This window comes from Stenotrophomonas sp. Steno-C17 (assembly GCF_056393165.1).
Map to the genome: position 1 here is coordinate 90,601 of NZ_JBWJPD010000012.1, position 13,314 is coordinate 103,914.

The following is a 13,314-nucleotide window of genomic DNA, read 5'->3' on the forward strand; positions in this document are numbered from 1 at the left end:
GTAGCCGCCAACCTGGGTTGGCGTTGAGCCTCGAGCACGCGCTGGCGCGCGCCTGCCCACCAAGGTGGGCAGCTACCGGAGCTTCATGCAGCGACCGGGGCCTTACTCGGCTGGCACCCGCACCTTGCCTTCCATCAGCACCCGGGCGCTGCGGCTCATGATCGCCTTGGTCACCGTCCACTGGCCGTCCACCTGCCCGGCCTGGGCGCCGACCCGCAGCGTGCCGGAGGGATGGCCGAAGGTCACCGCCTCACGCGCGCCGCCACCGGCCGCGCGGTTGACCAGCGTGCCCGGAATCGCCGCGGCCGTGCCAATGGCCGCCGCCGCCGTGCCCATCATCGCGTGGTGCAGCTTGCCCATCGACAGGGCGCGCGCATGCAGATCGATGGCCGAGGCAGGGATCGCCTTGCCGCTGGATGACACGTAGTCCTGTGCTGGTGCCACGAAGGCCACCTTCGGCGTGTGCTGGCGGGTGGCCGCGTCTTCCAGCTTCGAGATCAGGCCCATGCGCAATGCACCGTGGGCGCGGATGGTCTCGAACTTCTGCAGCGCGGCTTTGTCTTCGTTGATGGCCGGCTGCAGTTCGGTGCCGGTGTAGCCCAGGTCGGCGGCGTTGAGGAAGATGGTCGGGATGCCGGCGGTGATCATCGTCACCTCGAAGCTGCCCACACCCGGCACCTCCAGGGTGTCCACCAGGTTGCCGGTGGGGAACATCGCACCGGCATCGCCGTCATCGGACGGATCGATGAACTCCAGCTGGATCTCGGCCGCCGGGAAGGTCACGCCATCCAGCTCGAAATCACCGGTTTCCTGCACTTCACCGTTGCACATCGGCACGTGGGCGATGATGGTCTTGCCGATGTTGGCCTGCCAGATGCGCACCGTGCACAGGCCGTCGCGCGGCACACGGGCCGGGTCGACCAGGCCATTGGCAATGGCGAACGGGCCGACCGCCGTGCTCAGGTTGCCGCAGTTGCCGCTCCAGTCGACGAAGGCGGTATCGATGGAGACCTGTCCATACAGGTAATCTACGTCGTGATCCGGCACCGAGGCGGCGGAAATGATCACGCACTTGCTGGTGCTCGACGTTGCCCCGCCCATGCCATCGGTGTGCTTGCCATAGGGATCGGGCGAACCAATCACCCGCATCAACAGCGCGTCGCGCGCGGGACCGGGCACCTGCGCGGCTTCAGGCAGGTCCTGCAGGCGGAAGAACACGCCCTTGCTGGTGCCACCGCGCATGTAGGTGGCGGGAATACGGAGTTGCGGAAGGAAGGTCATGGATCGGGTTCCTGTTTGCAATGAAACAATTCGTGGGGAGCCTTGCGCCCCCGTTGTGGTCGGCCAGCCGTACGGGCTTCACTTTCGATTCGATGCACGCTCAAGCAGTTTCTGGAAGTGCCCCGGAGGCGGAGGAGCCGGAGCCGCCCAAAGCCAAGCCCTCCGCGGTCAACTGGCGTAGCAGGTCTTCATTCTTTATACGCCTTCGCTGACGGACAAGGTCGCGGACATATTCGGAAGCGCTGGCGTAGCCGCCTTCACGAATGTCCTCATCCACGAATTGTCTGAGCTCATCAGTCAGCACTACGTTGATATTGACCATATGGATCTCTGCTGCAGAACAGTCACTCGGCAGTCTGCGAGGCTCTCGGGGCAACGACAAGAGCAGAAAGCGCCAGCCTTGGCATGAAGAGAGCATCGCCATCAAGCAGGCACCTCAGCTTGATTTCGCCGCGCCCGCGCCGACGTTCCGTGCTGCCAACGGAACAGATACAGGATGGCCAGTTTGGTACTGCCACTCACCACCGCCAGCAGCAGCAACGGCCATCCCATCCGCAGGCCCATGGCGAAGGCAAACACAATGGTAGATAGATCCATCAGCAGGATCAGCTGACTCATCCGCAGCGACACTGCACCGGTGTGGCCATTGCGCAGGATCAGCAGGATCTGGTGCGCGTAGCCCTGCGCCAGCAAGGCAGTGATGGCCACGATCATCGCACCGGCCACTACCCTGCCCTCATCCACATGGCGGCCACCCCAGATCAGGCCGGCCAGCGCGCAGAGCAACAACAGGGCCGCTGTCAGCACGCTGGTCGTGGCGGAGCGACTCCGTCGGTCGCGCCAGATCTCCACCAGGATGACCAGGACCAGCACCGACGCGAGCAAGCGCGGCCAGACAATGAAGTGATTGAACGGCGTGATGCTGTAGCCATAGACGAAGAAGGACAGGTACGCCAGGAAGCTGACCGTGAACTGATTCAGTGACAGCACTGCAGTGGCACTGTCAGCCGCGTCCGCACGCTCCCGACGGTTGCGCACCAAGCGCAACTGCGCGCCCACACCCAACAGGCTCAGCAGGATGAAGCCTGTGTTGACCGTGCCTGCGATGTTGTAGAACGCCGTTCCCATGCAGATGGGGCAACGCCCCTCTCCTCCGTGACCACCGCCATGCGGGCCGAAGCCAGCATGGCGGCAATTCGACACAAGACAGCGACCTGCTGCCTCACGCCACCTTGGCGCCTTCCAGGAAGTCCTGGGCGAAGCGCTGCAGGACGCCGCCGGCCTCGTAGATCGCCACTTCCTCGTCGCTGTCCAGGCGGCAGGTGACCGGCACCACCACGTCCTGGCCGTCGCGGCGGTGGATGACCAGGGTCAGGTCGGCGCGCGGGGTGCGCTCGCCGACCACGTCGAAGGTCTCGGTGCCGTCGATGCCCAGGGTCAAGCGGGTGGTGCCCGGCTTGAACTCCAGCGGCAGCACACCCATGCCGATCAGATTGGTGCGGTGGATGCGCTCGAAGCCCTCGGCCACGATCGCTTCCACACCGGCCAGGCGCACGCCCTTGGCGGCCCAGTCACGCGAGCTGCCCTGGCCGTAGTCGGCACCGGCGATGATGATCAGCGGCTGCTTGCGGTCCATGTAGGTTTCGATCGCCTCCCACATGCGCATCACCTTGCCTTCCGGCTCGACCCGCGCCAGCGAGCCCTGCTTCACGCTGCCATCGTCGTTGCGCACCATCTCGTTGAACAGTTTCGGGTTGGCGAAGGTGGCGCGCTGGGCGGTCAGGTGGTCGCCGCGGTGGGTGGCGTAGGAATTGAAGTCTTCTTCCGGCAGGCCCATCTTCGCCAGGTACTCGCCGGCGGCGCTGGAGGCCAGGATCGCGTTGGACGGCGACAGGTGGTCGGTGGTGATGTTGTCCGGCAGCACGGCCAGCGCGCGCATGCCCGCCAATGTGCGTTCACCAGCCAGTGCGCCCTCCCAGTACGGCGGGCGACGGATGTAGGTGCTCTGCGGGCGCCAGTCGTACAGCGGGCTGACGGCCGCGCCATGCTCCACGCGCACGTTGAACATCGGGTTGTAGACCTTGCGGAACTGCTCCGGCTTCACCGAAGCCTTCACCACTGCGTCGATCTCGGCATCGCTCGGCCAGATGTCCTTCAGGCGGACTTCGTTGCCTTCGGCATCCACGCCCAGCACGTCCTTTTCGATATCGAAGCGCACGGTGCCGGCGATGGCGTAGGCGATCACCAGCGGCGGCGAGGCCAGGAAGGCCTGCTTGGCATACGGGTGGATGCGGCCATCGAAGTTGCGGTTGCCCGACAGCACGGCGGTCGCGTACAGGTCGCGATCGATGATTTCCTGCTGGATCTTCGGGTCCAGCGCGCCACTCATGCCGTTGCAGGTGGTGCAGGCGAAGGCCACGATGCCGAAGCCCAGCTGTTCCAGGTCCGGCAGCAGGCCGGATTCTTCCAGGTACAGCTGCACGGCCTTCGAGCCCGGCGCCAGCGACGACTTCACCCACGGCTTGCGCTGCAGGCCGCGCGCATTGGCGTTGCGCGCCAGCAGTGCCGCGGCAATCACGTTGCGCGGGTTGGAGGTATTGGTGCAGCTGGTGATGGCGGCGATGATCACCGCGCCATCGGGCATCAGGCCCTGTGCCTGTTCGCCACGGCCCGCCGCCAGCTTGGCTTCGTCGGCAATGCCGCGCTCGGCCAGCTCGGCGGTGGCCACACGCTTGTGCGGGTTGCTGGGCCCGGCCATGTTGCGCACCACGCTGGACAGATCGAAACGCAGCACGCGCTCGTACTGTGCAGTGGCCAGATCGTCGGCCCACAGGCCGGTGGTGCGTGCATAGTTCTCGACCAGCGCCACCTGCGATTCCTCGCGACCGGTCAGGCGCAGGTAGTCGGTGGTCTGCGCATCGATGTAGAACATCGCGGCGGTGGCACCGTACTCGGGGCACATGTTGGAAATGGTGGCGCGGTCACCGATGGTCAGTGCAGCAGCGCCTTCGCCATAGAACTCAAGCCAGGCGCCGACCACACGTTCCTTGCGCAGGAACTCGGTCAGTGCCAGCACCACGTCGGTGGCGGTGATGCCCGGCTGCGGCTTGCCGGTCAGCTCCACGCCGATGATGTCCGGCAGGCGCATCCACGAGGCGCGGCCCAGCATCACGTTCTCCGCTTCCAGGCCACCCACGCCGATGGCGATCACGCCCAGCGCATCCACGTGCGGGGTGTGGCTGTCGGTGCCCACGCAGGTATCGGGGAAGGCCACGCCGTCCTGCACGTAGACCACCGGCGACATCTTCTCCAGGTTGATCTGGTGCATGATGCCGTTGCCCGGCGGAATCACGTCCACGTTCTGGAACGCCAGCTTGGTCCAGTCGATGAAGTGGAAGCGATCTTCGTTGCGACGGTCTTCAATGGCGCGGTTCTTCTCGAACGCCTGCGGATCGAAACCACCGCACTCCACCGCCAGCGAGTGATCGACGATCAGCTGCACCGGCACTACCGGATTCACCTTGGCCGGGTCGCCGCCCTTGTCGGCGATCGCATCGCGCAGTCCCGCCAGGTCGACCAGTGCGGTCTGGCCGAGGATGTCATGGCAGACCACGCGCGCCGGGAACCACGGGAAATCCAGGTCACGACGGCGTTCGATCAGCTGCGTCAGCGAATCGACCAGCGTGGCCGGCTCGCAGCGGCGCACCAGGTTTTCGGCCAGCACGCGCGAGGTGTACGGCAGCGTGGCGTAGGCGCCGGGCTGGATGGCGTCGACGGCGGCGCGCGCGTCGAAATAGTCCAGCGTGCTGCCGGGAAGGTTCTTGCGGTAGTCGGTATTCATGGGCTGGCGGAATGCTTGGGGCGGGCCGGGTGCCGGCGATGCGGCGGCGAAATTACCCGGCCGGCAGAGGGCCGGCCGGGTGCAGACAGCAGGTGGATCAGGCGCGCTTGTCGATGGCGACGAACTCGCGGTCTTCCGGGCCGATGTAGTTGGCACTCGGGCGGATGATCTTGCCGTCGATGCGCTGTTCGACGATGTGCGCGCTCCAGCCGGCGGTGCGGGCGATCACGAACAGCGGGGTGAACATGGCGGTCGGCACGCCCATCATGTGGTAGCTGACGGCGCTGAACCAGTCCAGGTTCGGGAACATCTTCTTGATGTCCCACATCACCGATTCCAGGCGCTCGGCAATGTCGTACATCTTCATGCTCGACTGCTCTTCGGACAGCTCGCGCGCCACGTCCTTGATGACCTTGTTGCGCGGGTCGGACACGGTGTACACCGGGTGGCCGAAACCGATCACCACTTCCTTGCGCTCCACGCGCGCCTTGATGTCTTCCTCGGCTTCGTCCGGGCTGTCGTAGCGCTTCTGCACTTCGAAGGCCACTTCATTGGCGCCGCCATGCTTGGGGCCGCGCAGCGCGCCGATGCCACCGCAGATCGCGCTGTACATGTCGCTGCCGGTGCCGGCGATGACACGACAGGTGAAGGTGGAGGCGTTGAACTCGTGCTCGGCATACAGGATCAGCGAGGTGTGCATCGCACGCACCCACGAATCCTGCGGCTTCTCACCGTGCAGCAGATGCAGGAAGTGACCACCGATGGAGTCGTCGTCGGTTTCCACGTCGATGGCGCGGCCGTTATGGCTCCAGTGGTACCAGTACAGCAGCATCGAGCCCAGGCAGGCCATCAGCTTGTCGGCGATGTCACGCGCGCCCGGATGGTTGTGGTCATCCTTTTCCGGCGCCACGCAGCCGAGCACCGAGACACCGGTGCGCATTACGTCCATCGGGTGGGCCGACGGCGGCAGTTCTTCCAGCGCGGCCTTCACCGCAGCCGGGATGCCGCGCAGCGACTTCAGCTTGGCCTTGTACGAAACCAGTTCGGCGCGGGTCGGCAGCTTGCCGTGCACCAGCAGGTAGGCGATTTCCTCGAACTCGCTGGTGTTGGCCAGGTCCAGGATGTCATAGCCGCGGTAGTGCAGGTCGTTGCCGCTGCGGCCCACGCTGCACAGCGCGGTGTTGCCGGCGGCGGTGCCGGACAGGGCGACGGACTTCTTCGGCTTGAAGGTCGGGGTTGCGGTCGTATCGTTCATGTTTTCCCTCCGAAAACTGATGGTGCAGAGTACTGCTTATTTCTTGGCGGCGAACAGCGCATCGAGCTGCTGTTCGAAGGCGTGGTAACCGATGCGGTCATACAGCTCTTCACGGGTCTGCATGGCGTCGACCACGCTGCGCTGGTGGCCATCGCGGCGCACCGACTGGTAGACGTTCTCGGCCGCCTTGTTGGCGGCGCGGAAGGCCGACAGCGGGAACAGCTGGATGGCCACGCCGGCCGAGGCCAGTTCGTCGCGGCTGAACAGCGGGGTGGCACCGAATTCAGTGATGTTGGCCAGCACCGGTACCTTCACCGCATCGACGAAGCGGCGGTAGGTGTCCAGGTCGTAGGCAGCCTCGGCGAAGATGCCGTCGGCGCCGGCCTCGACGCAGGCGATGGCACGCTCAATGGCCTTGTCCACGCCGTCCACCTGGATGGCGTCGGTACGCGCGATCAGGAAGAAGTCCGGGTCGGTCTTGGCGTCGGCGGCGGCCTTCACGCGGTCGACCATTTCGCCCTGCGAGACGATTTCCTTGCCCGGGCGGTGGCCGCAGCGCTTGGCGCCGACCTGGTCTTCGATATGGCAGGCCGCTGCGCCGGCCTTGATCAGCGACTTCACGGTGCGCGCGATGTTGAACGCGCTCGGGCCGAAGCCGGTATCGATGTCCACCATCAGCGGCAGGTCGCAGACGTCAGTGATGCGGCGCACGTCGATCAGCACGTCTTCCAGCGTGTTGATGCCCAGGTCCGGCAGACCCAGCGAGCCTGCGGCCACGCCGCCGCCGGACAGGTAGATGGCGCGGAAGCCGGCGCGCTTGGCCAGCAGCGCATGGTTGGCGTTGATCGCGCCGATCACCTGCAGCGGCGATTCGGCAGCCAGCGCCTGGCGGAAGCGGGCACCGGCGGAAGAAGGGGTGGAAGCGGTCATGCGGCGATCCAGTATGAAAGTCGGGAAGATAGGCGCAAGCACCATGCCAAGGTGCAAGTGATTGATTTCAAAGCGGTGACCACGTCGGGCGAGTGAAACATATGAAACATTGAAACAGGCGTATCATGAAACATCCGCCCCGACGTGCCTGCCCATGTACCTGCCCCGCTCGCCCCTGCCCCCCGTCGATGCAGACCGCCCGGTGATCTGGACCGTCAGCGTTTCGCGCCTGACCGGGCTGCTCGGCGACGTCATTCCCGAATTTGACCGGCGGGCCCGCATCGAACAGATCAACCTGGGGTTCGAGGAAGCGGTGGAAGTGATCGGCCAGCGCCTGCGCCGTGAGCATTGCGACGTGGTGATTGCCGGTGGCTCGAACGCCGCCTGGCTGCGCGGCCGCCTGGACCTGCCGCTGGTACCGATCCACGCCAACGGCTTCGACCTGATGGAAGCGTTGGCGCGGGCGCGGCGCATCGCCGGCCGCATCGGTCTGGTCACCCACGCCAGCGACGTGCCGGTGTTCAGCCACTTCCAGCAGAGCTTCGGCCTGGATATCGAGCACCGCCGGTTCGTGACCCGCGAGGACGCTCGCGACTGCATCGCCGACCTGCGCGCCAACGGCATCCAGGTGATCGTCGGCACCGGCATGGCCATCGACCATGCCGAACAGATGGGCCTGCCCGGCGTACTGCTGTACTCGGCCGACTCGGTGCGGCAGGCATTCGAACACGCGCTGGAACTGACCCAGGCCCTGGCGCGCACGGGCGGCCATCGCCCGGCGCCGCGCCGACGCCCGGCAGCGCGTGCCGATGCCCACGCACTGCTGGGCGACAGCGATGCGATGGCCCAGGTGCGTGCGCAGATCGCGCTGTACGCCCCGCATGACAGCACCGTGCTGGTGACCGGCGAAACCGGCACGGGCAAGGAACTGGTGGCCCGCCAGCTGCACGCCGCCAGCGGTCGCCGCGGCCGTTTCGTTGCGTTGAACTGCGGCGCGATCAGCGAATCGCTGCTGGAATCGGAGCTGTTCGGTTACAGCGATGGCGCCTTTACCGGCGCGCGCCGCGGCGGCCGCGTCGGCCTGGTGGAAGCGGCCGACGGCGGCACGCTGTTCCTGGATGAGATCGGCGAGCTGCCCTTACCGCTGCAGACACGGCTGCTGCGGGTGCTGGAAGAACGCGAAGTGCTGCGGGTGGGCGCCACCGAGCCGACCAGCGTGGATCTGCGCGTGGTCGCCGCCACCCTGCAGTCACTGCAACAGCGCGCGGCCGCCGGCAGCTTCCGTCGCGACCTGTACTACCGGCTGGCCGCACTGCGTATTGCCCTGCCGCCGCTGCGTGCCCGTCGCGGCGACGTGGCCCCCCTGGTCGAACATTTCTTCCGCCAGCTGCGCGGCATCGACGCGCCGTTGGACGAGGATGCCATGAACGTGCTGGCCACCGCCGAGTGGCCTGGCAACGTGCGCGAGCTGCGCAACCTGGTCGACCGTCTGCGCATCCACTGGCAACCGGGCGAGGGGTTGATCGATACCGCGCGGCTGCTGCAGCTGGCGCCGGAACTGGTGCACGAAGCTACCACCGCGCTGCCAGTGGAAAGCAACGGCAAACGCCCGTCGCGCGCGCAGCTGGAGGCCCTGCTTCAGGAGCACCGCAACGATCGCGAAGGCATGGCGCAGGCACTGGGCGTATCGCGCACCACGTTGTGGCGCTGGCTGCGCGCCGCCGGGTTGTAGAGTCGAGCTTGCTGGACGGCCAGAAACAGTCGAGCACGGCTCGACTCTACAAGAGCAGTGGAGCACGGCTCGACTCTACAAGAGCAGTCGAGCACGGCTCGACTCTACAAAAGCAGCCTACGGAAGGCGCCGCGCCCAGCCCGTCTCGATGGCGAAGCGCCCGCTGCCCACCGTGGCGATCCACAACAGCAGCACGGCCAACGCCACTTCGCTCAGATAGAAGAACCAGCTCAGCCAATCGGCCACGCTCAGCCCGGCGGGAATCTGCGCAATGCCAACAGTCAGCGCGGCCACTGCGCAGATCGCCGCCAGCAGCAGGGCCGACAGGCGGCCCAGCAGGCCCAACACCAGCAGGCCACCGGCGATCCACTCAATCGCGCCCAGCACCGGCGCGCTGACCACCGGCAACGGAATGCCCGCCTCGGCCAGCGTATGCACCATGCGTTCGCGCCCGGCTTCGGTGAACACCTTGTTCCAGCCGGAAACGCAGAACATCACACCGGCCACGACGCGGGCGAGCAGCAACAGCAGCGCTTCGCCACCACGACGCGGGCGTGGCACGGCAAACAGGCAACGCCAGAAGGACATGGGCACTCCGCAGATCAGGGATGACGGCCGGAGTGTGCCCACCCTCGACCGGCTCGCAGATGAAGCAAGCCGGTCCGAATACGACAACCCACGTCGACCCTCCCCTGCCCTCAGCAGTGGTATCCCACGGGCCTGCGGTGGCTCGAATTACGGGTACAGCAGGCGCTTGCTCCAGCGGCCTTCGGCACCGGCTTCATAGCACCAGCGCTCGTGCAGGCGGAACTGCGCGCCGTACCAGAACTCGATGCGGTCGGGCACCACACGCAGGCCGCTCCAGCCTTCAGGACGCGGCACGTCCTTGCCTTCGAAGCGTGCCTCCACTTCGGCCACGCGTGCCTCGAATTCCTCGCGGCTGGCCAGGGTCTTGGACTGCAAGGATGCCCAGGCGCCTATCTGGCTCATGCGCGGGCGACTGGCGAAATAGGCATCGGCCTCGCCATCGGCCACCGGCTCCACGCGCCCTTCAATGCGCACCTGGATGCCGGCTTCGCGAAGACTGCGCCACAGGAACAGCAGTGCCGCCTGCGGATTGGCCTGCAGTTCGCGGCCCTTGTGGCTGTCCAGATGCGTGTAGAACACGAAGCCGCGTTCGTCGAAGGCTTTCAGCAGCACCGTGCGTGCCGAAGGCCGGCCGTGGCTGTCGGCGCTGGCGACCGTCATCGCGTTGGGCTCCACTTCCCGGCTCTGCTTCGCCTCGTCGAACAAGGCGGCAAACGTGGACAGGGCTTCGGTATACAGATCGCTCATGGCTGCAGTCTTCTTGCACGGTTTGGGCTATTGTGGCGGCATGGTCGCTGCTGCGTACATGCCCCAGGCGAAAGGATTCCCGGAAACGTTGGCCGAGCAGGCGCTGGAGGATGCGCTGGGCAGTGGCGCAGCGGTGCCAGTATTGGCGATCAGCGGGCTGCAGGGGAGCGGCAAATCGACGCTGGCCGCGCAGGTGGTGGCCTGCGCACGTGCGCGCGGGCTGAACGCTGCGGCGCTGTCCATCGACGATGTATACCTGACCCGCGCGCAGCGCCAGCGCCTGGCCCGCCAGGTGCATCCGCTGCTGATCACCCGCGGCCCCCCCGGAACCCACGATCTTCCGCTGGCGCATGCGGTGCTGGACGCGGTGACATCACGGCAGCCGGTGGCACTGCCACGCTTCGACAAACTGGCCGACGAGCGCCTGCCGCCCGCGCAGTGGTTGACCCTGCAGCAGCCGCTGGACCTGCTGGTGTTCGAAGGCTGGTTCCTGGGCACGCCCGCGCAGGCCGACGCCGCGCTGGAGCCCGCATTGAACACACTGGAACGCGAAGCCGACCCGGACGGGCGCTGGCGGCGCTGGTGCAACCAGGCGCTGGCCAACGATTACCCGGCGCTGTGGCAGCGCTGCGACCGCCTGTGGTTCCTGCAGCCGCCGGATTTTTCCGTGGTTCCGCGCTGGCGCTGGCAGCAGGAGCAGAACCTGCAGGCTGCACAGCCCGGTCGCCATGGCATGACCCGGCCGCAGCTGGAGCGCTTCGTGCAGTATTACGAACGGGTCAGCCGCCAGGCCCTGCAGACCCTGCCCGCGCTGGCCGACCACGTGGTGCAGCTGGACGGGCAACGGCAGGTGCAGGCGATGCGCTGACGGCGCGCCGAAGATGCTTCCAACCGCAACCATCGTGCCGGGCCCGGGGCGTGAAAGTGGTAGCATCACAGGGCATGAATCCTGCTCCGAACCTGATCCTGATCGGCCCGATGGGCGCCGGCAAAACCTGCATCGGCCGCCGCCTGGCCGAGCGCTTCACGCTGGACTTCGTGGACGTGGACCAGGCCATCGTCGATGCCGCTGGCGCCAGCATTCCGACCATCTTCGAGCACTCCGGCGAAGCGGGCTTCCGCGCCCATGAACGGCAGGCGCTGGCACAGGTGCTGGCAGGCCAGGGGCAGCTGGTGTCCACCGGTGGCGGCGCCGTGCTGGACCCGGACAATCGCGCCCTGATCGCCCGCCGCGGCTTCGTCGTGCACCTGCATGTCAGCGTGGCCGCCCAGCTGGAACGCCTGGCCCGCGACAAGGGCCGCCCGCTGCTGCAGCGCCCTGACCGCGAGCAGGTGCTGCACGACCTGGCCGCGGTGCGCGACCCGCTGTACCACGCGCTGGCCGACATCTCCCTCGACACCGATCCCTACACCGCCGCCGATGCCACGGCCCAGCTTGTGCTCAAGCTGGCCACGCAATGGCAGCGCCAGGACCTGACTGCATGACCTCCCCTTCCCTGCTGCAGGTTGCCGTTGCCGGCGACCGCCCGTACACCATCACCATCGGCGCTGGCGCCCAGGCCGACGGCGCCGCGCTGGCCGCGCATGTCCGTGGCCGCCACGTGCTGCTGATCAGCGACAGCGAGGTGGCCCCGCGCTATCTGGCCGCGCTGAAGCAGACCCTGTTGGGCGCGCGCCCGGACCTGATCGTGGGCGAGCACGTGCTTGCCGCCGGCGAAGCGTCCAAGACGCTGGCCGAGTTCGGCTGCGCCATCGAAGCGCTGGCTGCGCTGGGCGCCACCCGCGATGCCTGCGTGTTCGCGCTGGGCGGCGGCGTGGTCGGCGATCTGGCCGGTTTCGCCGCCGCCTGCTGGATGCGCGGGGTGGACTGCGTGCAGCTGCCGACCACCCTGCTGGCGATGGTCGATTCGTCGGTGGGCGGCAAGACGGCGGTGGATATCCCGGCCGGCAAGAACCTGGTGGGTGCCTTCCATACGCCACGGGCGGTGCTGGCCGATACCGCCGTGCTGGCCACCCTGCCTGCGCGCGAACTGCGCGCCGGCCTGGCGGAAGTAGTGAAGTACGGCGCGCTGGGCGATGCGGTGTTCTTCGAATGGCTGCAGCAGCATGCCGAGGCACTGGTGGCCGGCGAACAGGGCGTCCTGGCCGAAGCCATCGCCCGCAGCTGCCGGCACAAGGCCGCCATCGTCGAACGCGATCCGCTGGAGAAGGGCGAGCGTGCCCTGCTGAACCTGGGCCACACCTTCGGCCACGCCATCGAAACCGAACAGGGCTACTCGGCCCCGGGGCGCGATGCGCTGAACCACGGTGAGGCCGTGGCAGTGGGCATGGTGCTGGCCGCGCAGCTGTCCACCGATCTGGGCCTGGCCGACGACGCCGACCGCGTGCGGCTGCAGGCGCTGCTGCAACGCATGGGGCTGCCGGTCAGCATTCCGGCCGGGCTGGACCCGCAGGCGCTGCTGGGCCGCATGCGCCTGGACAAGAAGAACGTGGCCGGCCGCCTGCGCCTGGTGCTGTGGCGGGGCATCGGCCGTGCCGAAGTGGTGCCCGACGTCGACGAAGCCGCGGTCCTGAAGGTGCTGGGCGCGGGCTGAGCGTTTCCGGGTTCGCCGGGCATGGCCCGGCGCTGCCGGTGGGGCGTTGCGGCAGGGCTCACCCCTGCCCCGCTACAATCGGCCCATGCATGTCTACCTGCAACATCCCGACGCCGGTGCGCAGGCGCCGCGTTTCCTGCGCCTGACCCTGCTGCCGGACCTGTTCGGCGGCTGGGAGCTGCTGCGCGAGAGCGGCCGCGTCGGTGCGCGCTCGCAGCTGCGGCGCGAGCTGTTCCTGCAGGCCGACGAGGCCCGCCATGCCTTCGACAAGGCCCGCGATGCCGAGCTGCATCGCGGCTTCCAGATCCTTTCGCACGGCGACTGAGCCGCTGCCCCTCTTCGCCCA

Annotated in this window: 13 protein-coding genes; 5 read left to right on the top strand and 8 right to left on the bottom strand. The window is 67.2% G+C overall.

Annotated features, from left to right (window positions below):
- Positions 1-102 precede the first annotated feature (102 nt).
- The 6 genes from prpF to prpB form a co-directional block, all read right to left on the bottom strand.
- Positions 103-1,281 carry a 2-methylaconitate cis-trans isomerase PrpF gene (prpF, locus tag AC06FA_RS12560; protein WP_478068591.1) on the bottom strand — a complete coding sequence of 393 codons (1,179 nt, stop codon included), beginning with the start codon at positions 1,279-1,281 and terminating at the stop codon, positions 103-105.
- Between the two features lie 100 nt (positions 1,282-1,381).
- Entirely contained in the window at positions 1,382-1,603 is a 222-nt protein-coding gene (locus AC06FA_RS12565; RefSeq protein WP_478068592.1) for a ribbon-helix-helix domain-containing protein, read from the bottom strand.
- Positions 1,604-1,704: 101 nt separating this feature from the next.
- A complete protein-coding gene (locus tag AC06FA_RS12570) occupies positions 1,705-2,409 on the bottom strand; it encodes a hypothetical protein (protein ID WP_478068593.1) in 705 nt (234 codons plus the stop codon).
- A 94-nt stretch (positions 2,410-2,503) separates the two neighbouring features.
- Positions 2,504-5,122: a Fe/S-dependent 2-methylisocitrate dehydratase AcnD gene (gene acnD, locus AC06FA_RS12575; protein ID WP_478068594.1), complete on the bottom strand. Its 2,619-nt coding sequence runs from the start codon at positions 5,120-5,122 to the stop codon at positions 2,504-2,506.
- Positions 5,123-5,219: 97 nt separating this feature from the next.
- Complete coding sequence (gene prpC, locus AC06FA_RS12580) at positions 5,220-6,377, bottom strand: bifunctional 2-methylcitrate synthase/citrate synthase (RefSeq protein ID WP_108753844.1); 1,158 nt, start codon at positions 6,375-6,377, stop codon at positions 5,220-5,222.
- A 36-nt stretch (positions 6,378-6,413) separates the two neighbouring features.
- A complete protein-coding gene (gene prpB, locus AC06FA_RS12585) occupies positions 6,414-7,307 on the bottom strand; it encodes a methylisocitrate lyase (protein WP_478068595.1) in 894 nt (297 codons plus the stop codon).
- A 154-nt stretch (positions 7,308-7,461) separates the two neighbouring features.
- On the opposite strand from prpB, the gene prpR reads away from it, so the two are divergent.
- Positions 7,462-9,039, top strand: a complete 1,578-nt coding sequence (gene prpR / locus AC06FA_RS12590; RefSeq protein ID WP_478068596.1) for a propionate catabolism operon regulatory protein PrpR — start codon at positions 7,462-7,464, stop codon at positions 9,037-9,039.
- Positions 9,040-9,156: 117 nt separating this feature from the next.
- On the opposite strand, the gene AC06FA_RS12595 is transcribed toward prpR, so the two are convergent.
- Both AC06FA_RS12595 and pdxH read right to left on the bottom strand, forming a co-directional pair.
- Positions 9,157-9,627, bottom strand: a complete 471-nt coding sequence (locus tag AC06FA_RS12595; RefSeq protein ID WP_478068597.1) for a DoxX family membrane protein — start codon at positions 9,625-9,627, stop codon at positions 9,157-9,159.
- A gap of 147 nt (positions 9,628-9,774) precedes the next feature.
- Positions 9,775-10,374, bottom strand: a complete 600-nt coding sequence (pdxH, locus tag AC06FA_RS12600; RefSeq protein WP_478068598.1) for a pyridoxamine 5'-phosphate oxidase — start codon at positions 10,372-10,374, stop codon at positions 9,775-9,777.
- A 40-nt stretch (positions 10,375-10,414) separates the two neighbouring features.
- Here pdxH and AC06FA_RS12605 point away from each other — a divergent pair, with 40 nt between their 5' ends.
- From AC06FA_RS12605 to AC06FA_RS12620, 4 genes are all read left to right on the top strand, one after another.
- Positions 10,415-11,242, top strand: coding sequence for a kinase (locus tag AC06FA_RS12605; protein WP_478068599.1), 828 nt, complete (start codon positions 10,415-10,417; stop codon positions 11,240-11,242).
- 74 nt (positions 11,243-11,316) lie between these two features.
- Positions 11,317-11,859 carry a shikimate kinase gene (locus AC06FA_RS12610; protein WP_478068600.1) on the top strand — a complete coding sequence of 181 codons (543 nt, stop codon included), beginning with the start codon at positions 11,317-11,319 and terminating at the stop codon, positions 11,857-11,859.
- On the top strand, positions 11,856-12,968 hold the full coding sequence (gene aroB / locus AC06FA_RS12615; RefSeq protein WP_478068601.1) for a 3-dehydroquinate synthase: 1,113 nt from the start codon (positions 11,856-11,858) through the stop codon (positions 12,966-12,968). The genes AC06FA_RS12610 and aroB overlap by 4 nt, the downstream gene beginning before the upstream one ends.
- Before the next feature lie 85 nt (positions 12,969-13,053).
- The gene (locus AC06FA_RS12620) at positions 13,054-13,293 is read left to right on the top strand and encodes a WGR domain-containing protein (protein WP_108753853.1); all 240 of its coding nucleotides are present in this window, start codon (positions 13,054-13,056) and stop codon (positions 13,291-13,293) included.
- The last annotated feature ends 21 nt before the right edge of the window (positions 13,294-13,314 follow it).

Coding starts and splice junctions, on each gene's coding strand:
- prpR (WP_478068596.1), top strand. CDS start 7,462: ATGTACCTGCCCCGCTCGCCCCTGCCCCCCGTCGATGCAGACCGCCCG.
- prpB (WP_478068595.1), bottom strand. CDS start 7,307: ATGACCGCTTCCACCCCTTCTTCCGCCGGTGCCCGCTTCCGCCAGGCG.
- AC06FA_RS12605 (WP_478068599.1), top strand. CDS start 10,415: ATGGTCGCTGCTGCGTACATGCCCCAGGCGAAAGGATTCCCGGAAACG.
- AC06FA_RS12610 (WP_478068600.1), top strand. CDS start 11,317: ATGAATCCTGCTCCGAACCTGATCCTGATCGGCCCGATGGGCGCCGGC.
- AC06FA_RS12595 (WP_478068597.1), bottom strand. CDS start 9,627: ATGTCCTTCTGGCGTTGCCTGTTTGCCGTGCCACGCCCGCGTCGTGGT.
- AC06FA_RS12570 (WP_478068593.1), bottom strand. CDS start 2,409: ATGGGAACGGCGTTCTACAACATCGCAGGCACGGTCAACACAGGCTTC.
- prpC (WP_108753844.1), bottom strand. CDS start 6,377: ATGAACGATACGACCGCAACCCCGACCTTCAAGCCGAAGAAGTCCGTC.
- AC06FA_RS12565 (WP_478068592.1), bottom strand. CDS start 1,603: ATGGTCAATATCAACGTAGTGCTGACTGATGAGCTCAGACAATTCGTG.
- prpF (WP_478068591.1), bottom strand. CDS start 1,281: ATGACCTTCCTTCCGCAACTCCGTATTCCCGCCACCTACATGCGCGGT.
- aroB (WP_478068601.1), top strand. CDS start 11,856: ATGACCTCCCCTTCCCTGCTGCAGGTTGCCGTTGCCGGCGACCGCCCG.
- acnD (WP_478068594.1), bottom strand. CDS start 5,122: ATGAATACCGACTACCGCAAGAACCTTCCCGGCAGCACGCTGGACTAT.
- AC06FA_RS12620 (WP_108753853.1), top strand. CDS start 13,054: ATGCATGTCTACCTGCAACATCCCGACGCCGGTGCGCAGGCGCCGCGT.
- pdxH (WP_478068598.1), bottom strand. CDS start 10,374: ATGAGCGATCTGTATACCGAAGCCCTGTCCACGTTTGCCGCCTTGTTC.